This window comes from Nitrincola iocasae, assembly GCF_008727795.1.
GTDB lineage: Bacteria > Pseudomonadota > Gammaproteobacteria > Pseudomonadales > Balneatricaceae > Nitrincola > Nitrincola iocasae.
Map to the genome: position 1 here is coordinate 558565 of NZ_CP044222.1, position 25698 is coordinate 584262.

Annotated in this window: 18 protein-coding genes, 2 tRNA genes and 3 rRNA genes; 22 read left to right on the top strand and 1 reads right to left on the bottom strand. The window is 49.5% G+C overall.

Annotation, left to right across the window (positions count from 1 at the left end; translation table 11 throughout):
- The 20 genes from F5I99_RS02640 (at position 1) to greA (ending at position 21908) form a co-directional block, all read left to right on the top strand.
- Positions 1 to 789, top strand: coding sequence for a ParA family protein (locus F5I99_RS02640; RefSeq protein ID WP_151053525.1), 789 nt, complete (start codon positions 1 to 3; stop codon positions 787 to 789).
- Entirely contained in the window at positions 782 to 1555 is a 774-nt protein-coding gene (locus F5I99_RS02645) for a chemotaxis protein CheW (protein ID WP_151053526.1), read from the top strand. The genes F5I99_RS02640 and F5I99_RS02645 overlap by 8 nt, the downstream gene beginning before the upstream one ends.
- Positions 1555 to 1980, top strand: a complete 426-nt coding sequence (locus F5I99_RS02650) for a DUF2802 domain-containing protein (protein ID WP_151053527.1) — start codon at positions 1555 to 1557, stop codon at positions 1978 to 1980. The genes F5I99_RS02645 and F5I99_RS02650 overlap by 1 nt, the downstream gene beginning before the upstream one ends.
- Positions 1981 to 2083: 103 nt before the next feature.
- Positions 2084 to 2491 (top strand): nucleoside-diphosphate kinase, encoded by a 408-nt coding sequence (ndk, locus tag F5I99_RS02655; protein WP_151053528.1) that lies wholly within the window; start codon positions 2084 to 2086, stop codon positions 2489 to 2491.
- Between the two features lie 63 nt (positions 2492 to 2554).
- A complete protein-coding gene (gene rlmN / locus F5I99_RS02660) occupies positions 2555 to 3700 on the top strand; it encodes a 23S rRNA (adenine(2503)-C(2))-methyltransferase RlmN (protein ID WP_151053529.1) in 1146 nt (381 codons plus the stop codon).
- Positions 3701 to 4471 carry a type IV pilus biogenesis/stability protein PilW gene (pilW, locus tag F5I99_RS02665; protein ID WP_225307519.1) on the top strand — a complete coding sequence of 257 codons (771 nt, stop codon included), beginning with the start codon at positions 3701 to 3703 and terminating at the stop codon, positions 4469 to 4471. It begins immediately after the preceding gene.
- On the top strand, positions 4468 to 5394 hold the full coding sequence (locus F5I99_RS02670; RefSeq protein ID WP_151053530.1) for a RodZ domain-containing protein: 927 nt from the start codon (positions 4468 to 4470) through the stop codon (positions 5392 to 5394). The genes pilW and F5I99_RS02670 overlap by 4 nt, the downstream gene beginning before the upstream one ends.
- A gap of 53 nt (positions 5395 to 5447) precedes the next feature.
- Positions 5448 to 6707, top strand: a complete 1260-nt coding sequence (gene hisS, locus F5I99_RS02675; RefSeq protein ID WP_225307629.1) for a histidine--tRNA ligase — start codon at positions 5448 to 5450, stop codon at positions 6705 to 6707.
- Positions 6708 to 6713: 6 nt separating this feature from the next.
- Positions 6714 to 7373 carry a YfgM family protein gene (locus F5I99_RS02680; RefSeq protein ID WP_151053532.1) on the top strand — a complete coding sequence of 220 codons (660 nt, stop codon included), beginning with the start codon at positions 6714 to 6716 and terminating at the stop codon, positions 7371 to 7373.
- Positions 7370 to 8518, top strand: a complete 1149-nt coding sequence (gene bamB, locus F5I99_RS02685; protein WP_151053533.1) for an outer membrane protein assembly factor BamB — start codon at positions 7370 to 7372, stop codon at positions 8516 to 8518. The genes F5I99_RS02680 and bamB overlap by 4 nt, the downstream gene beginning before the upstream one ends.
- Positions 8519 to 8578: 60 nt before the next feature.
- Complete coding sequence (gene der, locus F5I99_RS02690; RefSeq protein WP_151053534.1) at positions 8579 to 10015, top strand: ribosome biogenesis GTPase Der; 1437 nt, start codon at positions 8579 to 8581, stop codon at positions 10013 to 10015.
- Between the two features lie 3 nt (positions 10016 to 10018).
- Positions 10019 to 10861, top strand: a complete 843-nt coding sequence (gene murI, locus F5I99_RS02695) for a glutamate racemase (RefSeq protein ID WP_151053535.1) — start codon at positions 10019 to 10021, stop codon at positions 10859 to 10861.
- Between the two features lie 284 nt (positions 10862 to 11145).
- Positions 11146 to 12682: ribosomal RNA gene (locus F5I99_RS02700) — 16S ribosomal RNA — on the top strand.
- A gap of 315 nt (positions 12683 to 12997) precedes the next feature.
- Positions 12998 to 13074 (top strand) — tRNA-Ile (locus F5I99_RS02705).
- A gap of 116 nt (positions 13075 to 13190) precedes the next feature.
- Positions 13191 to 13266: transfer RNA gene (locus F5I99_RS02710), tRNA-Ala, on the top strand.
- 268 nt (positions 13267 to 13534) lie between these two features.
- Positions 13535 to 16529, top strand: a 23S ribosomal RNA gene (locus tag F5I99_RS02715).
- 142 nt (positions 16530 to 16671) lie between these two features.
- Positions 16672 to 16787: ribosomal RNA gene (gene rrf, locus F5I99_RS02720) — 5S ribosomal RNA — on the top strand.
- Together the 16S, 23S and 5S rRNA genes with 2 tRNA genes alongside form the textbook arrangement of a ribosomal RNA operon.
- A gap of 258 nt (positions 16788 to 17045) precedes the next feature.
- Complete coding sequence (gene carA / locus F5I99_RS02725) at positions 17046 to 18182, top strand: glutamine-hydrolyzing carbamoyl-phosphate synthase small subunit (protein ID WP_191905935.1); 1137 nt, start codon at positions 17046 to 17048, stop codon at positions 18180 to 18182.
- Between the two features lie 28 nt (positions 18183 to 18210).
- The gene (gene carB, locus F5I99_RS02730; protein WP_151053537.1) at positions 18211 to 21432 is read left to right on the top strand and encodes a carbamoyl-phosphate synthase large subunit; all 3222 of its coding nucleotides are present in this window, start codon (positions 18211 to 18213) and stop codon (positions 21430 to 21432) included.
- Positions 21429 to 21908 (top strand): transcription elongation factor GreA, encoded by a 480-nt coding sequence (gene greA, locus F5I99_RS02735; RefSeq protein ID WP_151053538.1) that lies wholly within the window; start codon positions 21429 to 21431, stop codon positions 21906 to 21908. The genes carB and greA overlap by 4 nt, the downstream gene beginning before the upstream one ends.
- Positions 21909 to 22002: 94 nt before the next feature.
- Here greA and F5I99_RS02740 read toward each other — a convergent pair whose 3' ends face one another.
- Positions 22003 to 22311: a YhbY family RNA-binding protein gene (locus tag F5I99_RS02740; RefSeq protein ID WP_151053539.1), complete on the bottom strand. Its 309-nt coding sequence runs from the start codon at positions 22309 to 22311 to the stop codon at positions 22003 to 22005.
- Between the two features lie 397 nt (positions 22312 to 22708).
- On the opposite strand from F5I99_RS02740, the gene ftsH reads away from it, so the two are divergent.
- Both ftsH and folP read left to right on the top strand, forming a co-directional pair.
- Positions 22709 to 24715, top strand: coding sequence for an ATP-dependent zinc metalloprotease FtsH (gene ftsH, locus F5I99_RS02745; protein ID WP_151053540.1), 2007 nt, complete (start codon positions 22709 to 22711; stop codon positions 24713 to 24715).
- Between the two features lie 115 nt (positions 24716 to 24830).
- A complete protein-coding gene (folP, locus tag F5I99_RS02750; protein WP_225307520.1) occupies positions 24831 to 25697 on the top strand; it encodes a dihydropteroate synthase in 867 nt (288 codons plus the stop codon).
- Position 25698 lies beyond the last annotated feature (1 nt).

Sequence of the window (25698 nt, forward strand, 5' to 3'; positions counted from 1 at the left end):
ATGCAGGTATGGTCAATAGCTAATCAGAAAGGTGGTGTCGGTAAAACGACCACTGTTGTATCGTTGGCCGGGTTGCTGGCCGAGGTAGGATACCGTGTGCTGATCATTGATCTGGATCCCCATGGCTCACTGACTAGCTATTTTCGCTTCGATCCCGACGAAATAGAGCAGAGTGTTTACGATCTGTTTGAAAACTCTGAAATCTCCGCTACACGTTTTCGCGCTCTGATTCAAAAAACCAGTCATGAGAGTATAGACTTGGTGCCTTCTTCTACCGCGTTGGCAACACTGGAGCGTAAGGCGGTAGGTAAAGAGGGGTTGGGGTTGCAGGTGGCTAAGTCTCTTCGCTATGTTCGCGAAGACTATGACTATGTATTGATTGATAGTCCTCCGGTTTTAGGCGTGTTGATGGTGAATGCGCTTGCGGCCTGCGATCATCTTCTGGTGCCGGTACAGACTGAGTTCCTGGCCTTAAAAGGTTTGGAGCGTATGATCCGGACAATTGAAATGATAAACCGGGCACGTAAGAATAAATTAACCTATACCATCATTCCGACGTTTTATGATCGGCGTACCCAGGCTTCTGTAATTAGTTTGCGCGAGCTGCATCAGCGCTATGCTGACCAGGTTTCCAACGCCGTTATTCCTGTGGATACCAAGTTTCGTAATGCCAGTATTAAAGGGCTGGTACCCTCATCTCTTGATGCCGGTAGCCGGGGTGTGCATGCATATGCTCGCTTGCTTAGGGGATTGCTTGAACGTCGTAAACAGGGGCAGGTTGATGGCTGATCAAAAAAAAGTTGTATTTGAGTATCTGGAAGCCTTGCTGTCAGACCCGGAAGCAGAGCAAGACGACACCTCTACGTCAGACGTTGAAAATAGCACTGTGATAGATAATAGTTTGGACTCTCCAGTGCTAGTCGATAACACTATTAATGAGCCAGAGCCAGAGCCAGAGCCAGAGCCAGAGCCAGAGCCAGAGCCAGAGCCAGAGCCAGAGCCAGAGCCAGAGCCAGAGCCAGAGCCAGAGCCAGAGCCAGAGCCAGAGCCAGAGCCAGAGCCAGAGCCAGAGCCAGAGCCAGAGCCAGAGCCAGAGCCAGAGCCAATATTGGAAAATGCACGAGTGGAAGATAGTCTGCGCTGTATACTGGTTGATGTGCATGGTCTAAAGCTGGCTATACCAACCGATGATGTTGATGGTGTTCAGGAAGTGCATAATCTCACCATGAGTATAGAGATGCGTCATGACTGGATGATTGGCCATTTTGGTGAAGATGACCGTCCGGTCACCGTGGTGGATACGGGCCTGTGGGTGATTCCAGGTTCATACTCTGTTGATAAGGCAGACTACACAGATGTGTTGATCCTAAAAGGGCGTCGTTGGGCATTAGCTTGCAATCAGGTTATTAAATCCATTGATCTGCCACGCTCTACCATTAATATTAATCAGGATAAAGATCATAGGGCATGGCTCTATGGAACCTGTTTGGTGCAGCGTTGCGCCGTGCTGGATACCGATCAATTGATTGAAGAGTTTGAGGTTATGATTGTTTGATGGAGAATTGGTCCGACAGTAGCTATCTATGGATAGCGCTGCTACTTATGGCAGTGCTCTGTCTGGTGTCCATTTCCATCGCGCTGGTTATCTGGCATAGAGTTCGGCGTCAGGAAAAGCGTTATCAAGTATTGATAAATGTCCTGCGCAATGAAATTCAGGGGATGACAGGTAGTTCAATCGGTATGGGCAAACGCTTGATGACGGTTGAACAAAAATTAAATATTGCTGTCGAAAAGCAGTATGAACTGGAAAATCGTGATCCGGGTGTGCTCGCTTACAATCAAGCGGCGCGTTTAATGGAGATGGGGGCTGGTGTTGAGGATTTAGTGCGCTCCTGTGGAATCGGCCGCCCGGAAGCTGAACTGATGGCCCTGTTACATCGAGAGCTGCGGGATGAGCATTCGCTTACCCACAAGCATTGATGTTTAAACCAGTAAAGCATTTCTATTGACTATTTTCTTGCTTATTCATCACGTATAATTATGGCCTTTTATCGACCTTAGTTTTATGTGGGGATACACCAATATGTCAGTTGAACGTACACTTTCCATTATCAAGCCAGACGCCGTTGCCAAGAATGTGATTGGTGAGATTGTCAGCCGGTTTGAAAAAGCCAATCTCAAAGTGGTTGCCATGCAGATGAAACAGCTGAGCCAGGCTGAAGCCGAGGGTTTCTATGCGGAGCATAAAGAGCGTCCTTTCTTTGCTGATCTGGTGGCTTTTATGACTTCGGGGCCGGTAGTGGTACAGGTGTTGGAAGGTGAAAACGCCATTCTTCTTAACCGTGAACTAATGGGCGCAACTAATCCTAAAGACGCAGCAGAAGGCACTATTCGTCGTGATTTTGCCACGTCTATTGATGCCAACGCGGTGCATGGGTCAGACTCTGCGACTTCAGCCGAGCGTGAAATTAATTACTTCTTTGGTGCCTGAGAGGGTTCCTTACCTAGGCCAGCAATGCTGGCCTTCTTATAATCAGACTGCGGGTACCGGGTCATGCCAACACAGCCAGACAGAATCAATTTATTGGGGCTATCACCCAGTGGGCTCGAGACTTTTTTTGAGTCTATCGGTGAAAAACGCTTTCGTGCAACCCAGGTTCTGAAGTGGCTGCACCAGCAGGGTGCCAGTAGCTTTGATGAAATGACGAATATCAGTAAATCACTGCGTCAGAAGTTGTCTGAAGTGGCTGACATACGTGAACCGGAAGTGGTCCTGGAGAAAATATCCACTGATGGTACTCGCAAGTGGGTTATTCGTATGGATGGTGGCTCCAGTATCGAAATGGTATTGATTCCTGAGGGGAGTCGTAAAACGCTCTGTGTGTCTTCGCAGGTAGGCTGTGCGCTTGATTGTAGCTTTTGCTCAACAGGTAAGCAGGGCTTTAATCGGAATTTGAGCGCGGCTGAAATTATCGGGCAGTTGCGTGTTGCGATTCGTTCTTTCGGGCCATTTGATCCCAAGGATGAGCGCCGTGTCACTAATGTAGTGTTTATGGGTATGGGAGAGCCGCTGCTGAATTTTGATAATGTCGTAGCGGCAACCGAGCTGATGATGGATGACAATGCTTATGGTCTGTCAAAACGACGCGTTACCATCAGTACAGCCGGTGTGGTTCCTGCTATAGATAAACTAGCGGGTTTGAGTGATGTTTCATTGGCTGTTTCAATTCATGCACCTAATGATGCCCTGCGTGATCAGCTGGTGCCGGTAAACCGTCGCTATCCTTTGAAAGAGTTGATTGCGTCGTGTAACAACTATCTGAAACACCTTAATGATAAGCGTGTTATTACCGTTGAATATACCTTGATGGATGGTATTAATGATCAGCCTGAACATGCCACGCAACTACTTAAAGTGTTGCGTAAAATGCCTAGCAAGCTGAATCTGATTCCGTTTAATCCGTTTCCCAACTCTGGGTACAAAAAGCCTTCTACAGAAGCCATTGCCCGTTTCAAGCAAATTATCGTTAATGGCGGCATAATTACCACGGTCAGAAAAACGCGTGGCGATGATGTGGATGCGGCCTGTGGTCAGCTAGTGGGCCAAGTTGCTGATAGAACCAGACGTAGTCAAAAATATCTGTCTGTGCTACAACTTGATCCATCCGAAGAGACGCTAACTCAAGCAGGGGAAGGCTGAGTGAATAACAGGTTGATAGGAATTGTTTTTATTTCAGTTTTGCTGGTAGGTTGTTCTGTGTCTGACACGCGGGATAATCCTGAAGCCAGTCCAGAGGCTGCCCTGCAGGCTTATACTCAATTGGGTGTACAGTATTTACAATCAGGGGATACTGTAAATGCCAAAAGTTCATTGCAACGGGCTATAGCGATCAGCGATCGTTATGCGCCCGCGCAAAATGCTCTGGCCTTGGTCTTTCAGGCTGAGCGAGAGTTTGGGTTGGCAGAAACCTACTACCGGCGCGCGATTGAACTTGAACCAATGAATGCCATGTTCCATAACAATTATGGCGCATTCTTGTTTTCTCGCCAACGTTATGCAGAGGCCTGCCATGAGTTTTCGCGAGCAACCGAAGATCCATTTTATACTTCCAGAGCACAGGCATTTGAAAACATGGGGCGTTGTTATCGTCAGTTAGGGCGGGATGATGTTGCTGAACATGCGTTAAGACGGGCTCTGGATATACAGCGTGATCGCCCTTATGCGCAGGTTGCCTTGGCCGACCTGCTGCTTGAACAGGGTAATACGGCTGAAGCTGTTCGCTGGTTTGGGCGGTTTCGTGAACAAATAGATGCCCGGATCGTAGAGCATGATGCCAATAGTCTTTGGGTGGGTGTCAGGATTGCAAGAGCTGATAGAAACGCAGGGTTGGCAGCCACCTATGGACTGCTGCTGAAAAATCTTTATCCAAACAGCGAAGAGTATAGGCTGTTTAAGGAGTCTGCGCATTGAGTGGTGATCAGACAGAAAATCAACAGGGCAGTTTCCCTGGTCATGAGTTTGTGACGGCCAGGGAAAGACAGAATCTGAGCCTTCAACAGGTATCGTCTGAGCTGAACCTGCCTGTGAAAGTGTTGAGTGTAATCGAATCTGCAAGCCCGCAAAGCTTTCATAATCCGGTGTTTTTACGTGGCTATATACGTACCTATGCCAAGCATTTGAAGCTGGATCCAGATTATTACGCTAACCTATACGCCAGTTTGCCAGGTATTGATCTCAAGCCAACAGAAATACGCTCAACAACCAGTGTCCAGGAGCGGGATCCGTCGCGATCACCGTTTATGAAACTGTTTACCTGGGTATTTGTATTGGCAATTATTGCTGTGATTATCTGGTGGTCTCGTGAACAATATGGACTGACGCCTCCGCCAGCCCCCCCAGCATCGTCAGATATTACTGAACCTTCGCCGGATATCTTTGATCCGCCTATATCGACAGTTGTAGCCCCGCCGGGCGATGAGGGTTTGGTATCCGATACAGCTGGTGATGAACCGGAAGTGTCTGAGTTGCTGTCGGAAGATACAGAAACTCTAGAAACTCCGACTGGTCAGCAAGAGCCGGTAGATCAAGAAAATGATCTGGTGTCTGCCGACGAGTCAGATGAAAATACAACCGCTGCTTTACCTTCTTCACAGGGGCTCTTCATTCGCTTCAGTGATGACTGTTGGATACAAATACGTGATGCGACCGATAGTCTCATCTACTCAGGTGTTGCGCAGGGTGGAACAGAGCTTCAGTTGGAAGGTGAAGAGCCGCTGTCCTTGGTGATTGGCCGTCGCGATGCAGTCGAAGAGCTCCTTTTTAATGGTGATGCGATCAGCTTGTCGTCATTCACCTCAGGTAACGTGGCGCGTTTTAGTCTTCCGTTAAATTAATTTTAGCTATAAATAAGGTAAAGGGTTTGGCCAAGATTAAAGCCATTCGTGGCATGAATGACATTCTGCCGTTGCAGACACCACTTTGGCAGTACCTGGAACAGAATACGCGTGCTGTATTATCCAGCTATGGCTATAGTGAAATACGCACACCGATTGTTGAGCAGACGGAGCTTTTTTGTCGCTCAATCGGTGAAGTAACCGATATTGTTGAAAAAGAGATGTATACCTTTGAGGATCGCAACGGCGAAAGCCTGACATTGCGTCCAGAAGGCACAGCCAGCTGTGTCAGAGCCTGTGAAGAGCATGGGTTGATTTTCAATCAGGTACAGCGTCTGTGGTATGCCGGTCCTATGTTCCGATATGAGCGTCCCCAGAAAGGTCGATACCGTCAGTTTCATCAGATAGGTGTTGAAACCTTTGGTATGGCCGATTCGGATATAGACACCGAGCTCTTGTTGCTTACGGCACGGTTGTGGAAAGTGTTGGGCATCAGTCATGCCGTTACGTTGCAGTTGAATACTATAGGTAGTAGCGCCGCTCGGGCAGCTTATCGAGCTAAATTGGTAGATTATCTAACGGCGCATCAGGATCAGCTGGATGAGGATAGCCGTCGTCGTCTGACTACCAATCCGTTGCGTATCCTCGACAGTAAAAATCCCCAGGTGCAGGCTTTACTTAATGATGCACCGGATTTCCATGCGTGTCTGGATCAGGAATCACTGGAGCATTTCGAACAGCTGAAAGCTAACCTGGATGCATCGGGTATCGCTTATGAAGTTAATCCGCGCCTGGTGAGAGGGTTGGATTATTATTGTCGTACAGTTTTTGAATGGGTAACGGATAAGCTTGGAGCTCAGGGCACAGTGTGTGCTGGTGGCCGATATGACGGTTTGGTAGAGCAGCTTGGTGGCCGCCCAACACCTGCGGTGGGCTTTGCCATGGGGGTTGAACGTCTGATTCTGTTGCTGGAAGCCGAGGCATCTTTGCCCGAGTATGTGAAACGCGAAACTGATGTGTTTGTTGCTGCTCTTGGCGATGAGGCCGCTGCGGAAGCGATGCGTTTATCCGAAGAGCTAAGAGACAAAACAACCTTGCGTGTTACGCTTGATTGTTCAGGTGGAAATATTAAAAGCAAACTTAAAAAAGCTGACCGTAGTGGTGCCCGGGTTGCATTATTATTAGGTGATAATGAATTGAAGCGACAAGTTGTTGCTCTCAAGCCTTTGCGCAGCCAGTCTGAGCAGCAAGAGGTTCCCTTAGATCAGGTGGCAAGGGTCTTGCTGACTGGAACAGAGTATTTCGAGGAGTAAGTAAACGTGGCAGAACTTCGTAGTGAAGAAGAGCAGTTAGAAGCGTTAAAAAGCTGGTGGAAGGAGAATGGTCGTTCGTTGATGATCGGTGTTGTTGTCGCTGTTGCCGCCGTTCTAGGTTGGCAAGGCTGGCAGTCCTATACCGAAAATCAGGCAGCACAGGCTTCATGGCTTTACCAAAATATGCTTGAAGCTGTGTCTGCTGAGTTGGATGAAAATCCGGACCCGCAGGTCGAGACTATCTTGCATTTAGGTAATCGTTTAAAGAATGAGCATGAAAAAAGCACCTATGCGCAGTATGCAGCCTTGATGCTGGCGCGTGCTGCAGTTCAGCAGGCGGAGTATGCTGCTGCACTTGAAGAATTGGATTGGGTGCTTGCCCGTACACAGGTAGATGATCTTAAGCGTTTAGCGACCTTGCGCAAAGCCAGTGTGTTACTGGCGACAGATCAGTTTGATCAGGCAGGCAGTTTGTTATCTGGTTTTGAGCCAGGAAGTTATAGCGTAATTTACTATGAGCTATTGGGTGATATCGCCTTCAGTAAAGGTGATCTGAATGCCGCCGTCAATGCTTATGATCAAGCGCTAGCCGCTGCGGGAAATGCTCCCACAAGACCTGTATTGCAAATGAAGCGTGATGATCTGGGTGAAGAGGCTGGCTCATGAACCGGGGTATTAAAGTACTAACCGCTTTGCTGATGTCAGGCTTGCTTGCCGGGTGCGGTTTTTGGGGGGGCGGTGAGGAAGTGCAGCCCGCTGAGCTGGTTGATTTTTCGGCTGAAAACAATGTCTCTGTGCAATGGAGTGCCAGTGTGGGTAGTGGACCGGGACAGCGCTTTCACCAAATGATGCCCTCTATAGATGGTGAGCGAATCTATGCGGCAGACAGTCAGGGCGTAGTCTCAGCCTTTGAGCGTCAGTCAGGTCAGCGTGTTTGGAGTGTAAATCTCAAGGAGCCTGTTGTTGGTGGCGTGGGTGCAGGTTTCGGCCAGGTGCTGCTGACAACTAGAGCAGGAGAAGCGATTGCACTTAATGGTAATGATGGTAAAGAACTTTGGCGTTACAAACTAGCTTCAGAAGTAACCGCTCAGATTCAGATTAATTCTGAGCTTGTGGTGATGCAGCAAGTCAGTGGGCGTATTACCGCACTAGACCGAATGACAGGAGAGCATCGCTGGTCATTTGATGTGCAGGTGCCTGCTTTAACCCTCCGCGGCACAGGTATTCCATTGTTGGCCGCTGATGTGACCTTCGCCGGAATGTCGAATGGACGACTAGTTGCGCTGGATAACCGTGATGGTGGCATGATCTGGGATCAGCGTGTATCTGTGAATGAGGGGCGCTCGGAGTTGGAGCGTATTGCTGACATCAACGGACGCCCCATTATTGTTGATAAAATGCTGTTTGTGGTGGGCTATCAAGGACGGCTGCTGGCAATTAATCCGTTTAATGCGCAAGTGCAATGGGCGCAGACTGTTTCCAGTTATCGCAGTCCATCTTCAGGTTATGGCAATATTTATGTAGCTGATGATCAGGATCACATCCATGCTTATGATGCCGCTAGTGGTGCGAGTGTGTGGTCTCAGTCGGCCTTAACAAACCGGTTAGTAACTTCGCCAGCGGTGCTGGGCAATACGGTGGTTGTTGGTGATCAGGAAGGCTATCTTCACTTTATGTCGCAAGTAAATGGTCGTTTTGTGGCCAGACACCGTGTCGACTCTTCTGGATTACAGGGCGATATGCTGGTGCGTGACAATGTATTATATGTACTGACCAATGGCGGCAGACTCGCGGCTATTACACTTAACTGAACTGATTAAGTCAGTGGCGGCTGGGGCATTCATGTTAGCCGCCTTTTTCTGGAAAACACTATGCTACCGGTTATCGCGCTTGTTGGGCGTCCTAATGTTGGAAAATCAACACTGTTTAATAGATTAACGCGTTCTCGGGATGCGCTGGTTGCGGATTTGCCGGGGCTTACGCGTGACCGGAAGTATGGCGAAGGCCGGATGGATGAGCAGGCTTATATTGTTATAGATACCGGTGGCATCACGGGTGAAGAGATTGGTATTGATCGAGCTATGGCGCAGCAGTCGCTGATGGCTATCGAAGAAGCTGATATTATTTTCTTTATTGTCGATGGTCGGGCGGGTCTGAACCCGGCTGATGAAATGATCGCAGATCATCTGCGTCGCAGTGGTAAACATCACTATTTAGTCGTTAATAAAACCGATGGCATAGATCCTGATACGGCCATGGCTGACTTTTATGGCCTAGGTATCGGGATGCCAATACCGATTGCTGCTTCACATGGCCGAGGTGTGTTGTCGCTGATGGAAGAAGTGATGGCACCCTATCTGCAGCCACTTGAAGAGCTGGAAGCAGAAGAGCGGGCACGCAATGATGGTAGTATCCGTATCGCTGTTATCGGCCGACCTAACGTGGGTAAATCCACGCTGGTAAACCGTATGTTGGGTGAAGATCGTGTCGTGGTGTTCGATGAAGCGGGCACAACGCGTGATAGTATCTATATTCCTTACGAGCGTGATGATCAGAAATACACTCTGATAGATACGGCGGGTGTGCGTCGTCGCAAACATATCACTGAAGTTGTCGAAAAATTCTCGATTGTTAAAACGCTGCAGGCGATACGCGATGCCAACGTTGTCATCATGGTGATAGACGCGCGTGAGGGAGTTACAGAGCAAGATCTGCATTTGTTGGGTTTTGTTATTGATGCGGGTCGTGCCATGGTTGTTGCGCTGAATAAGTGGGATGGCATGAGCGCAGAACAGAAAGATAAAGTTCGTGAGCAAATCCGGCGGCGTCTTGAGTTTGCAGCGTTTGCACGTATGCACTTTATATCGGCATTACATGGCACTGCTGTGGGTGACCTCTATGGTTCAGTGCATGAAGCCTACGATGCCGCTATGGCTAAATGGTCTACCAACAAGTTGACCCGCCTACTCGAAGATGTTGTTGCCGATCATCAGCCACCAAGTAATAATAATCATCGTATTAAGCTTCGCTATGCGCATCAGGGTGGTTCTAATCCACCGATTATCGTTGTGCATGGCAATCAAACCAATGCCTTGCCAAATTCCTACAAGCGTTATCTTGAGAACCGCTTTATCAAGGTTCTGAAAATTCGTGGCACGCCCATACGTTTCGAATTCAGGACGGGTGATAACCCCTTTGCGGGCAAGCGTAATATTTTGACGGCGCGACAGAAACTTAAAAAACAGCGCAATCTTGACCACATTAAAGATATGAAAAAGCGGGCTGTTAAGCGTGCACGGAATAAGTAGATAATGAATCCGTCAGATAATCGGCCTATAGGGTTTTTTGATTCAGGTGTCGGTGGGTTGAGTGTCTTGAATGCCGCGCGCTTAGTGCTACCCGGGGAAAATCTGATTTATCTTGGTGATACAGCGCGTGTACCCTATGGTACTAAAAGCCCTTTGTCTATTACACGATATGCAGAGCAGGCCCTTAAAGCCCTGCTACGCTACGATATCAAAGCGCTAGTGGTGGCTTGTAATACCGCATCCGCCGTAGCTCTGGATTCACTGCAATCCAGTTACCCAGCGTTACAGATTACCGGGGTGGTCGCACCCGGAGCTGAGGCTGCGGTTAAGGTAACGCGTTCCGGTAAAATTGGCGTAATCGCCACTGAAAGCACTGTTAATAATCAAGCTTATCAGAAAGCGATACTGTCCTTACTGCCTGATGCGAACGTTAAGTCGGCCGCCTGTTCACTTTTTGTGGCTTTGGCGGAAGAAGGATGGCATGAGGGTGAGTTGGTCGAGGCAATAGTGAAACGATCACTAAGCGGATTGTTTGATCATTATTGTAGTGGTGCAGACTATCCTGACACGCTGGTATTGGGCTGTACACATTTTCCGGCACTAAAGTCAGCTATTGCTCGGGTTGTGGGTGAGAAGGTATCGCTGGTTGATTCCGCAGTGATCACGGCTAGCGTGTTGAGCAAACAACTGACTGAGCGTGGATTGCTAAATTCAGGTTCGCGTGGTTGTGTGCGCTTTTTGGTTACCGATGGGCCGGAGCGTTTTGCGCGTGTTGCGCGGCACTTCTATAGTGAAACGGTCGAGGCTGAACAGGTTGAGTTAATTGACATACAGCATTTTGTTTAAAAAATACCCAATAATTGTCGCTTGTTAAAAAAATTGAAAAAGACTGTTGACGCTCCATAATCAGGTCTATATTATACGCACCTCGCTTGAGACAACAGCCCAACACACCGGGTAGCTCAAGCCGCTCTTTAACAAATTAATCAGGTAATGCGTGTGGGCGCTTGTTCAGGTTAGGCATTAAAGCTTAATCAAAAACAAGCAACCTAACTGTGAATTCATTTAGATGTACGTTTTTGAGCATGACTTAGATGGCTGATTGCTTAGGTAATTGGTTGTCGAAATTTAAACTGAAGAGTTTGATCATGGCTCAGATTGAACGCTGGCGGCAGGCCTAACACATGCAAGTCGAGCGGTAGAAAGTAGCTTGCTACTTTTGAGAGCGGCGGACGGGTGAGTAACGCGTGGGAATCTACCTGGTAGTGGGGGATAACGTTCGGAAACGGACGCTAATACCGCATACGCCCTACGGGGGAAAGGAGGGGCTCTTAGGACCTTTCGCTATCAGATGAGCCTGCGTAGGATTAGCTAGTTGGTAGGGTAAAGGCCTACCAAGGCGACGATCCTTAGCTGGTCTGAGAGGATGATCAGCCACACTGGGACTGAGACACGGCCCAGACTCCTACGGGAGGCAGCAGTGGGGAATATTGGACAATGGGGGCAACCCTGATCCAGCCATGCCGCGTGTGTGAAGAAGGCCTTCGGGTTGTAAAGCACTTTCAGTGGTGAGGAAGGGTGTAAAGTTAATACCTTTATACATTGACGTTAGCCACAGAAGAAGCACCGGCTAACTCCGTGCCAGCAGCCGCGGTAATACGGAGGGTGCAAGCGTTAATCGGAATTACTGGGCGTAAAGCGCGCGTAGGTGGTTCAGTCAGTCAGATGTGAAATCCCCGGGCTCAACCTGGGAATTGCACCTGATACTGCTGAGCTAGAGTACAGTAGAGGGGAGTGGAATTTCCTGTGTAGCGGTGAAATGCGTAGATATAGGAAGGAACACCAGTGGCGAAGGCGACTCTCTGGACTGATACTGACACTGAGGTGCGAAAGCGTGGGGAGCAAACAGGATTAGATACCCTGGTAGTCCACGCTGTAAACGATGTCAACTAGCCGTTGGGACACTTGATGTCTTAGTGGCGCAGCTAACGCGATAAGTTGACCGCCTGGGGAGTACGGTCGCAAGATTAAAACTCAAATGAATTGACGGGGGCCCGCACAAGCGGTGGAGCATGTGGTTTAATTCGACGCAACGCGAAGAACCTTACCTACTCTTGACATCCAGAGAATTTGGCAGAGATGCTGAAGTGCCTTCGGGAGCTCTGAGACAGGTGCTGCATGGCTGTCGTCAGCTCGTGTTGTGAAATGTTGGGTTAAGTCCCGTAACGAGCGCAACCCTTGTCCTTACTTGCCAGCGGGTAATGCCGGGAACTGTAAGGAGACTGCCGGTGACAAACCGGAGGAAGGTGGGGACGACGTCAAGTCATCATGGCCCTTACGAGTAGGGCTACACACGTGCTACAATGGCCGGTACAGAGGGCCGCAAGACCGCGAGGTGGAGCAAATCTCAGAAAACCGGTCGTAGTCCGGATCGCAGTCTGCAACTCGACTGCGTGAAGTCGGAATCGCTAGTAATCGCGAATCAGAATGTCGCGGTGAATACGTTCCCGGGCCTTGTACACACCGCCCGTCACACCATGGGAGTGGGTTGCACCAGAAGTAGCTAGTCTAACCGCAAGGGGGACGGTTACCACGGTGTGATTCATGACTGGGGTGAAGTCGTAACAAGGTAGCCCTAGGGGAACCTGGGGCTGGATCACCTCCTTAAACGATAGCTTGGCCTGTTCAAGTGTCCACACGCATTACCTGGTTGATAAGTAAAGAGAGCGAGATGTTCTGATTAGCGCTGTGCTGATCAAAAAAGACATCAAGGTATAGGCTTGTAGCTCAGGTGGTTAGAGCGCACCCCACGATTCTAAGGTGAAGAGTAGGGTGAGGTCGCACCGACCGGGGCTGGTTGAGTCTACGGAGTTAGAAATAGGCTTGTAGCTCAGGTGGTTAGAGCGCACCCCACGATTCTAAGGTGAAGAGTAGGGTGAGGTCGCACCGACCGGGGCTAGTTGAGTCTACGGAGTTAGAAATAGGCTTGTAGCTCAGGTGGTTAGAGCGCACCCCTGATAAGGGTGAGGTCGGTGGTTCGAGTCCACTCAGGCCTACCAAATTTTAACGAATACAGCGTTAAAATGTGATTCGCATACAAGTGTATGCTTCGCCACATTTTGCCTTGTCTTCGCTAAAATTACCGCGGTTCCATATGCCGTGAGAGAAACTATATGGGGCTATAGCTCAGCTGGGAGAGCGCCTGCTTTGCACGCAGGAGGTCTGCGGTTCGATCCCGCATAGCTCCACCATTCCTTGCAGTGCTTGGAATGGAGGGTGAAAAATACATCATTACCTGATGGCAACACAAAAACATAGACATAGTAACAGTAAGTTTTAAATTATCGGTTTTGAAGCCTGGGCTTAGAAACTGAATCGATAATTTAACGCTTAGGCGTTATTCGCTCTTTAACAATTCGAACTGAAAGAAATAGATTGTCTTGTAGAAATACAAGCGCCAACCGGCGAAATCGATCGTTACTAGCAAACATCAATTGAACAGACGCCTTCGGGTTATATGGTCAAGTGAATAAGCGTGCACGGTGGATGCCTTGGCAGTCAGAGGCGATGAAGGACGTTGTAGCCTGCGAAAAGGTACGGGGAGCTGGCAAACGAGCTTTGATCCGTACATGTCCGAATGGGGAAACCCACCTAATTTATTAGGTATCTCTTGTCTGAATACATAGGACTTGAGAGGCGAACCCGGGGAACTGAAACATCTAAGTACCCGGAGGAAAAGAAATCAACCGAGATTCCCTAAGTAGCGGCGAGCGAACGGGGAGCAGCCCTTAAGCTGCGTTATGGTTAAAAGAACGCTCTGGAAAGTGCGGCCGTAGAGGGTGAAAGCCCCGTATTTGAAAACCTAAACGTAGTGAAAACGAGTAAGGCGGGACACGTGATATCCTGTCTGAAGATGGGGGGACCATCCTCCAAGGCTAAATACTCCTGACTGACCGATAGTGAACCAGTACCGTGAGGGAAAGGCGAAAAGAACCCCTGTGAGGGGAGTGAAATAGACCCTGAAACCGTGTACGTACAAGCAGTGGGAGCCGTTTTAATACGGTGACTGCGTACCTTTTGTATAATGGGTCAGCGACTTACTTTCAGTGGCAAGCTTAACCGTATAGGGGAGGCGTAGGGAAACCGAGTCTTAATAGGGCGTCAAGTCGCTGGGAGTAGACCCGAAACCGGGCGATCTATCCATGGGCAGGTTGAAGGTTGAGTAACATCAACTGGAGGACCGAACCGACTACCGTTGAAAAGTTAGCGGATGACCTGTGGATCGGAGTGAAAGGCTAATCAAGCCCGGAGATAGCTGGTTCTCCTCGAAAGCTATTTAGGTAGCGCCTCATGTCTCACTCTGGGGGGTAGAGCACTGTTTCGGCTAGGGGGTCATCCCGACTTACCAACCCGATGCAAACTCCGAATACCCAGAAGTGCAATCATGGGAGACACACGGCGGGTGCTAACGTCCGTCGTGAAAAGGGAAACAACCCAGACCGCCAGCTAAGGTCCCAAAATCTAAGTTAAGTGGGAAACGATGTGGGAAGGCTCAGACAGCTAGGAGGTTGGCTTAGAAGCAGCCACCCTTTAAAGAAAGCGTAATAGCTCACTAGTCGAGTCGGCCTGCGCGGAAGATTTAACGGGGCTCAAACTTAGTACCGAAGCTGCGGATGCGTGCATTTCACTTAAGTACACAGAAGCGATTGTCGGGCGCGAAGCGCACGACCAAGCGCCCCCCGAACGTTGAGTCGGGTGAGGAGTGTCAATTAAGTGTATTTAAGGAAATGCACGCATGGTAGAGGAGCGTTGTGTAAGCCGTTGAAGCGAAAGCCGGGAGGCATCGTGGAGGTATCACAAGTGCGAATGCTGACATAAGTAACGATAAGACGAGTGAAAAACTCGTCCGCCGGAAGACCAAGGTTTCCTATCCAATGTTAATCAGGGTAGGGTGAGTCGGCCCCTAAGGCGAGGCAGAAATGCGTAGTCGATGGGAAACGGGCTAATATTCCCGTACCGGCTGTAACTGCGATGGGGAGACGGAGAAGGCTAGGCCAGCATGGTGATGGTTATCCATGTTTAAGGGTGTAGGCTGGTGGAGTAGGTAAATCCGCTCTGCTAAGGCTGAGACTTGATGACGAGACTCGTATGAGTTGAAGTGGTTGATGCCCTGCTTCCAGGAAAATCCTCTAAGCTTCAGGTTACAGACGACCGTACCCCAAACCGACACAGGTGGTCAGGTTGAGAATACCAAGGCGCTTGAGAGAACTCGGGTGAAGGAACTAGGCAAAATGGTGCCGTAACTTCGGGAGAAGGCACGCCGATGAAGGTGAAGGACTGGCTCCGTAAGCTTTTGTCGGTCGAAGATACCAGGTGGCTGCGACTGTTTATTAAAAACACAGCACTCTGCAAACACGAAAGTGGACGTATAGGGTGTGACGCCTGCCCGGTGCCGGAAGGTTAATTGATGGGGTTATCTTCGGAGAAGCTCTTGATCGAAGCCCCGGTAAACGGCGGCCGTAACTATAACGGTCCTAAGGTAGCGAAATTCCTTGTCGGGTAAGTTCCGACCTGCACGAATGGCGTAACGATGGCCACACTGTCTCCACCCGAGACTCAGTGAAATTGAACTCGCTGTGAAGATGCAGCGTCCCCGCGGCTAGACGGAAAGACCCCGTGAACCTTTACTATAGCTTCACAGTGGACTTTGAATTTGTTTGTGTAGGATAGGTGGGAGGCTTAGAAGCGTGGACGCTAGTCTGCGTGGAGCCAACCTTGAAATACCACCCTGACAACTTTGAGGTTCTAACTTAGATCCGTTATCCGGATTGAGGACATTGTGTGGTGGGTAGTTTGACTGGGGCGGTCTCCTCCCAAAGCGTAACGGAGGAGCACGAAGGTACCCTCAGGCTGGTCGGAAATCAGCCAATGAGCGCAAGAGTAGAAGGGTGCTTGACTGCGAGACAGACACGTCGAGCAGGTGCGAAAGCAGGTTCTAGTGATCCGGTGGTTCTGAATGGAAGGGCCATCGCTCAACGGATAAAAGGTACTCCGGGGATAACAGGCTGATACCGCCCAAGAGTTCACATCGACGGCGGTGTTTGGCACCTCGATGTCGGCTCATCACATCCTGGGGCTGAAGCCGGTCCCAAGGGTATGGCTGTTCGCCATTTAAAGTGGTACGCGAGCTGGGTTTAGAACGTCGTGAGACAGTTCGGTCCCTATCTGCCGTGGGCGTTTGAGATTTGAGAAGAGTTGCTCCTAGTACGAGAGGACCGGAGTGAACGAACCTCTGGTGTTCCGGTTGTCACGCCAGTGGCATTGCCGGGTAGCTACGTTCGGACAGGATAACCGCTGAAAGCATCTAAGCGGGAAGCCCCCTTCAAGATGAGATCTCACTGGGCCCTTGAGGCCCCTAAAGAGTCGTCCGAGACCAGGACGTTGATAGGCAGGGTGTGTAAGCGTTGTAAGGCGTTGAGCTAACCTGTACTAATGGCTCGTGAGGCTTGACCATATAACGCCCAAGGCGTTTGGTTGGTGAGCTGGTAACACAGGTTCTAAAGAACCACATGATCGATACACGGTTGTTGCTTGTAGTGCTATAAGACAGAGTTAAATACATCTATTTCGAACCAGTCCGAGTTGTTCCAGTTTTGTCTGGCGACCATAGAGACGTGGAACCACCTGATCCCATCCCGAACTCAGTAGTGAAACGCGTCATCGCCGATGGTAGTGTGGGGTCTCCCCATGTGAGAGTAGGTCATCGCCAGGCACTTAATACTAAAGAAAGGGTCATCCGTCAGGGTGGCCCTTTTTTTATTTGTATTTTCAAATAGTTAAGGTCCCATGTTATCTTGTATTGGACTATTGGTCTGAACTGCACTAAAATAAGGTCGTTTTGCCGGAAGTTTCCGCAAACCAACAGATTTCTTAAAGCGAGACTGGCTTCGGCTGTGTCTCGCTTTTTTACAACTGTTCATCACTTCATATAAAGTCATATATCATGCAGCATATTAGCGGGGAGGTTCCATTGACGCGACCAGCCATTCTTGCCCTTGAAGACGGGACAATATTCAGGGGGATTGCGATTGGCGCTGACGGAGATACCACCGGCGAAGTCGTTTTTAATACGTCTATGACCGGCTATCAGGAAATACTGACCGATCCCTCCTATTGTCGCCAGATCGTCACACTTACTTATCCTCATATAGGGAATGTTGGCGTGAATTCTGAAGATCAGGAATCAGACAGTGTTTGGGCAGCAGGGCTAGTGATCCGAGATCTACCGCTCATCGCGAGTAATTTCCGTTCAGAGCAGGCGCTTGATGAGTACCTGGCCGAAAAAGGCATCGTTGGGATTGCGGATATCGATACACGTCGATTGACGCGTATTCTGCGTGAAAAAGGTGCGCAAAACGGTTGTATTATGGCCGGTGACATTGATGATGCCCGTGCTCTAGAGTTGGCTAAGGGTTTTCCTGGGCTTAAAGGTATGGATCTTGCCGTGGTAGCAACTGCAGCAGAAACCTACGAATGGTCAGTGGGTGAGTGGACCCTGGGTGAAGGCTATGCCTCATCTGAACCAACTGAGCAACCATTCCATGTCGTTGCTTATGATTATGGTGTAAAACACAATATTCTGCGCATGCTGGTCAGTCGCGGCTGTAAATTGACGGTTGTTCCGGCTAAAACCTCTGCGAGCGATGTGCTAGCCCTGCAGCCGGATGGTGTTTTCCTGTCCAATGGACCGGGTGATCCAGAGCCTTGCGATTATGCCATCCAGGCTATCGGTGAAATACTGGAAACCCGCTTGCCGGTTTTTGGTATCTGTCTGGGCCATCAGTTGCTGGCCCTGGCCAGTGGCGCGAGCACTGAGAAAATGAAATTTGGCCATCACGGTGCAAACCACCCAGTGCAGGATCTTGATAGCGGTCAGGTGATGATTACCAGCCAGAACCATGGCTTTGCGGTATCTGAAAACTCGCTGCCGAGCTGTTTGCGTGCGACACATAAGTCACTGTTTGATGGATCGCTACAAGGTATTGAGCGTACTGATTGCCCGGCGTTTAGTTTTCAGGGGCACCCTGAAGCAAGTCCTGGCCCGCGAGATGTTGCGCCTTTGTTCGACAAGTTCATCGGAATGATGCAAGCCCGTAAACGTGCCTGAACTGAATTATTGAGACTGGTTATTACTGATGCCAAAACGTACAGATATTAAAAGTATCCTTATCCTCGGAGCCGGCCCTATCGTTATCGGTCAGGCGTGTGAGTTTGACTATTCCGGTGCTCAGGCTTGTAAGGCGCTGCGTGAAGAAGGTTTCCGGGTCATCCTGGTGAACTCCAACCCAGCGACTATCATGACCGACCCATCAATGGCGGATGCAACCTATATTGAGCCGATTCAGTGGCAAACGGTTGCCAAGATAATCGAAAAAGAGCGCCCGGATGCGCTATTGCCAACCATGGGTGGACAGACCGCGCTTAACTGTGCCCTGGATCTTGATCGCGAGGGTGTGCTGGCTGAATACGGTGTCGAGATGATCGGTGCTACCCAGGATGCCATAGATAAAGCCGAAGACCGTGAGCGATTCGATAAGGCGATGAAGAATATCGGTCTGGAATGCCCGCGCTCAGCCATGGCGCATAGCATGGAAGAGGCGCTTCAGGTTCTTGATTCCATAGGCTTTCCTTCTATCATTCGACCCTCCTTTACCATGGGTGGCTCCGGCGGCGGTATTGCCTATAATCGCGAAGAATTTATTGAGATCTGTGAGCGTGGTCTGGAGCTGTCTCCTACCAAAGAACTGCTGATTGATGAGTCTCTGATCGGCTGGAAAGAGTATGAGATGGAGGTTGTCCGCGACAAAAAAGACAACTGTATCATTATCTGCTCTATCGAAAACTTTGATGCCATGGGTGTGCATACCGGCGACAGTATCACTGTGGCACCGGCACAGACACTGACAGATAAAGAATACCAGATTATGCGTGATGCCTCGTTGGCCGTGCTGCGTGAGATCGGCGTAGAAACCGGTGGTTCCAACGTGCAGTTCGGTGTTGATCCCGAAACGGGCCGTATGGTTGTTATCGAGATGAATCCGCGTGTTTCTCGTTCGTCAGCGTTGGCATCCAAAGCGACCGGCTTCCCTATTGCCAAAGTAGCGGCCAAGCTGGCCGTCGGCTATACCCTCGATGAGTTGCAAAATGAGATTACCGGTGGGCGTACCCCTGCCTCATTTGAGCCCTCCATCGATTATGTTGTCACCAAGATACCTCGCTTCACCTTTGAGAAGTTTCCCCAGGCTAATGATCGCCTGACCACCCAGATGAAGTCTGTGGGTGAAGTGATGGCAATCGGTCGTACTCAGCAGGAGTCATTGCAGAAAGCCTTGCGTGGTCTGGAAGTGGGTGCAACCGGACTTGATCCAATCATCGATTTGAATGCTGAAGATGCACGCACAGATCTGATTCGTGAACTTCAGCAGCCGGGTAGTGAGCGTATCTGGTACATAGGCGATGCCTTCCGCATGGGTATGAGCGTTGATGAGATCTATGCTTTTTCAGGTGTCGACCCCTGGTTCCTGGTGCAGATCGAAGATCTGATCAAGGATGAGCAACTTGTATCGCAGATGGCCTTGTCAGATCTGACTGCTGAGCAGATGTATCGCTTGAAGCGCAAAGGCTTTGCGGATGCGCGTCTGGCAACCCTGCTGGGGGTAAGCGAAAAGCAGCTGCGCAAACAGCGTCACGCATTTAATATTCGGCCGGTATATAAGCGGGTTGATACCTGTGCAGCCGAATTCTCGACCGATACGGCGTATATGTACTCAACCTATGAAGAAGAGTGCGAGGCTAATCCGAGCAGTCGTGAAAAAATCATGGTTATCGGCGGTGGGCCTAACCGTATCGGCCAGGGTATCGAGTTTGATTATTGTTGTGTACATGCGGCCCTGGCTGCGCGTGAAGATGGTTATGAGACCATCATGGTTAACTGTAACCCGGAAACCGTATCAACCGACTATGATACATCGGATCGTCTCTACTTTGAGTCGATTACACTCGAAGATGTGTTGGAAATTGTTGCTGTTGAAAAGCCCAAAGGGGTGATTGTTCAGTACGGCGGCCAAACGCCGCTGAAGCTGGCTGTGGCATTGGAGCAGGCGGGTGTGCCCATTATTGGTACCTCACCGGAGTCGATTGACCGTGCCGAAGACCGTGAGCAGTTCCAGCAAATGCTGATGCGTCTGGGGTTGAAACAACCCGAAAATGCGACTGTCAGAAGTCTTGAAGAAGCCATTATCGAAGCGGCTAAAATTGGCTATCCGCTGGTCGTGCGCCCTTCCTATGTTCTGGGTGGTCGGGCTATGGAAATAGTCTATAAGGAATCCGAGCTGCGTCAGTACATGCAGTCTGCCGTTAAAGTTTCCAATGATGCACCGGTGCTGCTGGATCACTTCCTGAACGCGGCGGTTGAAGTTGATATTGATGCGGTATGCGATGGTGAAATTGTTGTAATCGGCGCCATTATGCAGCATATCGAGCAAGCTGGCGTTCACTCGGGTGATTCCGCCTGTTCATTGCCACCCTATAGTCTTGCGGCTGATGTTCAGGATGCGATGCGTGAAATGGTCCGTAAGATGGCACTGGAATTAGGTGTTATTGGCTTGATGAATGTGCAGTTGGCCTATCAGGATGGCGAAATATATGTCATCGAAGTCAACCCGCGTGCTTCACGCACAGTACCCTTCGTTTCCAAGTGCATCGGTGTTTCTCTGGCAAAAATTGCCGCATTGGTGATGACTGGCCGGTCCTTGACTGAGCTTGGCTTTACTGAGGAAATCGTTCCAAAATTCTTCAGTGTTAAAGAAGCTGTGTTCCCATTCAACAAGTTTCCGGGTGTTGATCCGATCCTTGGCCCTGAAATGAAGTCTACAGGCGAAGTGATGGGTGTGGGTGAGAGCTTTGGCGAAGCCTTCATGAAAGCGCAACTGGGTGCCGGTGAAAAAATGCCGTCTAAAGGCAAGGCGTTTATTTCAGTTCGTGATGTTGATAAACCCGGTGTGATTAGTGTTGCCCGTGATCTGGCTGAATTGGGCTTTACGATCGTGGCGACATCTGGAACAGCTGTGCTACTCGAAGATAATGGGCTGAAGATTGAGCGTATTAATAAAGTGATGGAAGGACGTCCGAATATCGTCGATGTGATGAAAAATGGCGAAATTGCCTATGTCATCAATACCACTGAAGGACGAAAAGCTATTGCTGACTCGGCTGCTATACGTCGTACGGCACTTCAGCACAAAGTGCCATACACAACCACGCTGGCGGGTGCAGTTGCGATTACCGAAGCACTCAAGTTTGGTAAAGAAAAAGTAGTACGTCGTCTACAGGATTTACACAAAGGAGACTTCTCATGAGCCGTGTGCCTATGACTGTGGGTGGTGAAGCGACCCTGAGACAAGAGCTGGAAAGGCTGAAAACCAAAGATCGTCCCAAGGTGATTGCTGATATTGCTGAAGCACGCGCCCATGGGGATCTGAAAGAAAATGCTGAATACCATGCCGCACGTGAGCAGCAAGGCTTTATTGAGGGTCGTATCCGCGAGTTGGAATACAAACTTTCACAAGCGCAGATCATTGATGTTAGCAAGATCCCTCACACAGGTAAGGTCATTTTTGGTGTGACGGTTGAACTGATTAATCTGGATACGGATGAAACTGTGCGTTATCAGATTGTGGGTGATGATGAAGCTGATATAAAGGCACGCAAAATATCGGTTAATTCTCCAATCGCCCGAAGCCTGATAGGTAAAGAGGAGGGAGATATCGCTGCTGTTAATACGCCGAGTGGCGTTTCAGAGTACGAAATTACTGAGGTGCTTCACGCAAGCTGAACCCGATAGAAAAAAGGCCACCTCCGTGATAGCGAAGGTGGCCTTTGCTTATTTGTTACCTGGTAAAAAGTGACTAAATGTTGCAGCCGGTCTGTTATTTCAGGCGCTGTAGATTGGATAACTTTGGATTAGGGTTATCTGACTTGCGGTAAAGCAGTGCGATATTGCCAATCTCCTGGACCAGGGTCGCTTCAACGATCTGACAGAGTTCTTTGATCAGGTCGCGCTTCAGTTGGCGATCACCGACAGTGACTTTGACCTTGATCAATTCATGATCTGCGAGTGCCCGATCGGTTTCCAGTTGAATGTTTTCGCTTAGACCATTGCCCGCTACCATAATGATGGGATTTAGCTGGTGGCCCAAAGTACGCAGGTGCTTTTTTTGCTCGGTTGTTAAGCTCATACTAGAATATGTGCCTCGTGGGTTTTCGGGAGGCATGTTGCCTGTTGATTTAGGCTGATTTTACATCACTGAACCGGCGCTGAGTAGCAAAGAATGGCGATCTGCTGTAAAAGGAGTTCAGATAATGGGTGCTGATGTGAATAGCAGGGAACATTATAGCCATTCCTATATCAAACGAAGGTGGTTTGATCGCTCTGCTGATTGAGAGCGTAAAACATGACTGAATGTTAGCGAAGCGACAAAGTCTGAGTTTAGATGAGGGTATATTTGTAAGCTATAGGCTATCAACGCGATTAATAAATCTATAGGTAAAGATTCAGGCAGAGAGCTTTAGCTGTGGTATCATGACCGGCCGGTCATAAAGTTAAGTAGAACTGAGGGTGGACCTTTGAACGATATGGCAAAAAATTTAGTATTGTGGCTCGTAATAGCGGCAGTACTGTTAACTATTTTCAATAATTTCAACACTGAGCCTGAGCTTGGCAAGTTGTCATATTCCGAATTTGTCGAAGAGGTGCAGGCAGGTCGTGTCTCCAAAGTTCTTATCGACGGATTCACGATTACTGGACAGCGACAAACGGGTGAAAGCTTTACCACCATCCGTCCTGCTGTACAGGATCCTAAGCTGATTGATGATCTGCTCTCCAATAATGTTTTGATTGAAGGCAAACAGCCCGAAGGACAGAGCATCTGGAGTCAGTTACTGGTTGCGGCCTTCCCGATTCTCATCATCATTGCTATTTTTATGTTCTTCATGCGCCAAATGCAAGGTGGTACCGGCGGCAAGGGTGGTCCTATGTCCTTTGGTAAATCCAAAGCACGTATGATGAGTGAAGATCAGATTAAGACCACGTTTGATGATGTTGCAGGTGTCGAAGAAGCCAAAGAAGAAGTGGCTGAGTTGGTCGACTACTTGCGTGATCCAGGGAAGTTCCAGCGCCTGGGTGGACATATTCCCCGTGGTGTTCTGATGGCCGGGTCGCCTGGTACAGGTAAAACGCTGTTGGCGAAGGCTATTGCCGGTGAAGCCAAAGTGCCATTTTTCAGCATTTCCGGTTCTGATTTTGTGGAAATGTTTGTTGGTGTGGGTGCGTCCCGCGTACGTGATATGTTTGATCAGGCAAAAAAACATGCCCCTTGTATTATCTTTATTGATGAAATAGATGCTGTCGGTCGTAGTCGTGGTGTTGGACTGGGTGGCGGTAATGATGAGCGTGAGCAGACATTGAACCAATTATTGGTTGAGATGGATGGCTTTGAAGGAACCGAAGGCGTTATCGTGATCGCGGCGACTAACCGTCCTGACGTGCTTGATCCAGCGCTGTTGCGTCCAGGTCGCTTTGACCGTCAGGTACATGTCGGTTTGCCGGATATTCGTGGTCGTGATCAGATCCTTAAAGTACATATGCGTAAAGTACCATTGGGTGATGATGTTCGCTCCGATCTTATTGCACGTGGTACCCCGGGCTTCTCTGGTGCCGATCTGGCTAACCTTGTCAATGAAGCCGCTTTGTTTGCAGCGCGTTTCGGTAAGCGCGTGGTAGGCATGGACGAGTTCGAAAAGGCTAAAGACAAAATTATGATGGGTGCTGAGCGCCGCTCCATGGTTATGTCTTATAAAGAGCGCCTGAATACTGCCTACCATGAGTCCGGTCATGCGATAGTTGGTCGTTTGATGCCTGAGCATGATCCAGTATATAAAGTATCTATTATTCCACGTGGACGGGCGTTGGGTGTGACCATGTTCTTGCCTGCTGAGGATCGTTATAGCCACAGCCGTCAGGGGATCATTTCTCAGATCTGTTCGCTATATGGTGGACGTATTGCCGAGGAAATGACCCTGGGTAAAGACGGTGTGACAACAGGTGCATCTAATGATATTCAGCGTGCTACGATGCTGGCTCGTAATATGGTTACCAAGTGGGGCTTAAGTGAGACCTTGGGGCCATTGCTCTATGCCGAAGAAGATGATGATCCGTTTGGCCGTGGTGCCGGCGGTGGTGCGAAAGCCAAGTCAGAGGAAACCCAGCGTGCCATTGATGCTGAAGTGAAGCAGATTATTGAAGACTGCTATGCTAAAGCCTATAAAATTCTGACAGAAAATCGTGATATTCTGGATTCAATGACTGAAGCGCTGATCAAGTATGAAACTATCGGTTCCACGCAGTTGGATGAATTGATGGAGCGGCAGCCAGTGAGTGCTCCTGAAGGTTGGCAGGAGCCTGGTGAAGACACTGTTGAAAACAAACCAGTAGCGTCTTCTTCGGCTGTAGCCGATGCTGATATGCCTGATGCCGGTGAGGGTGAATCAACTGATGCTGAAGGCGGTAGTTCGGATACTGCTAATCCTAATCCTTGGGTTGAGCCAGGTGGCGATGATAAGGATGCCCCCGATCAACGCTGATTAAGTCAGTGCTACAGATAGAATAAGCCGGCCATGTGCCGGCTTTTTAATAGATACCGTGGATGCCTGGATGTGCAAATGCGGTGATCAGTACTAGTTAGGTTAGGGCTTGGATATGTTAGTAAAAACCCTGCGCTGTGGTCAGCGTACACTTGATATTTCGCGACCTGTTGTTATGGGGGTGCTAAATGTGACGCCGGACTCCTTTTCTGATGGCGGTAAATATTATCGACAGAGCCAGTTATCGATTGATGTGGTTTTGCGTCAAGCGGAAAGTATGCTGTTGTCCGGCGCTGGTGTGCTGGATGTGGGTGGCGAGTCAACCCGGCCGGGTGCCGCCCCAGTAACAGTGGCAGAGGAAATGGATCGTGTGCTACCGGTTATCGAACAACTGAATCAACAATTTGATGTAGTAATCTCTCTGGATAGCAGTCAGCCGCAGGTGATAGAGGCGGCGAGCAAGCTTGGCCTTGGTCTGATTAATGACGTGCGCTCTTTAAGCCTCCCTGGTGCACTGGAAGTGGCCGCTAAGGCTGAGCTGCCTGTGTGTTTGATGCATATGCAGGGGGAGAGTCCCGCTACTATGCAGCTTAAGCCAGAGTATGACAATGTTGTTAAGGATGTGTTGGGCTTTCTGCAGCAGCAGGTCACGCGTTGCCTGGATGCCGGTATTGCCGCAGATCAAATTCTGCTGGATCCAGGCTTTGGTTTTGGTAAAAGCCTGAGGCATAATCTCACCTTGTTAAATCGGCTGGACCAAATAGTGGACTTGGGATTTCCGGTGTTAAGTGGTACATCGCGCAAAACAATGCTGGGCCAGATTACGGGTAGGGATGTGGGTCAGCGTTTAGCCGGGAGTTTGGCTACTGCACTGCTTGCAGCTCAGAAGGGTGCGGCATTGATACGTGTACATGATGTTGCAGAAACTGTCGATGCATTGAATGTGCTTGAAGCCGTTTGTCAGGAAAGCTGGGAGATATAGT

Bases quoted from the DNA above. Each gene is read 5' to 3' on its own strand.
- F5I99_RS02640 (WP_151053525.1), top strand. From the start codon at position 1: ATGCAGGTATGGTCAATAGCTAATCAGAAAGGTGGTGTCGGTAAAACG.
- F5I99_RS02645 (WP_151053526.1), top strand. From the start codon at position 782: ATGGCTGATCAAAAAAAAGTTGTATTTGAGTATCTGGAAGCCTTGCTG.
- F5I99_RS02650 (WP_151053527.1), top strand. From the start codon at position 1,555: ATGGAGAATTGGTCCGACAGTAGCTATCTATGGATAGCGCTGCTACTT.
- ndk (WP_151053528.1), top strand. From the start codon at position 2,084: ATGTCAGTTGAACGTACACTTTCCATTATCAAGCCAGACGCCGTTGCC.
- rlmN (WP_151053529.1), top strand. From the start codon at position 2,555: ATGCCAACACAGCCAGACAGAATCAATTTATTGGGGCTATCACCCAGT.
- hisS (WP_225307629.1), top strand. From the start codon at position 5,448: ATGAATGACATTCTGCCGTTGCAGACACCACTTTGGCAGTACCTGGAA.
- bamB (WP_151053533.1), top strand. From the start codon at position 7,370: ATGAACCGGGGTATTAAAGTACTAACCGCTTTGCTGATGTCAGGCTTG.
- der (WP_151053534.1), top strand. From the start codon at position 8,579: ATGCTACCGGTTATCGCGCTTGTTGGGCGTCCTAATGTTGGAAAATCA.
- murI (WP_151053535.1), top strand. From the start codon at position 10,019: ATGAATCCGTCAGATAATCGGCCTATAGGGTTTTTTGATTCAGGTGTC.
- carB (WP_151053537.1), top strand. From the start codon at position 18,211: ATGCCAAAACGTACAGATATTAAAAGTATCCTTATCCTCGGAGCCGGC.
- greA (WP_151053538.1), top strand. From the start codon at position 21,429: ATGAGCCGTGTGCCTATGACTGTGGGTGGTGAAGCGACCCTGAGACAA.
- F5I99_RS02740 (WP_151053539.1), bottom strand. From the start codon at position 22,311: ATGAGCTTAACAACCGAGCAAAAAAAGCACCTGCGTACTTTGGGCCAC.
- ftsH (WP_151053540.1), top strand. From the start codon at position 22,709: ATGGCAAAAAATTTAGTATTGTGGCTCGTAATAGCGGCAGTACTGTTA.
- folP (WP_225307520.1), top strand. From the start codon at position 24,831: ATGTTAGTAAAAACCCTGCGCTGTGGTCAGCGTACACTTGATATTTCG.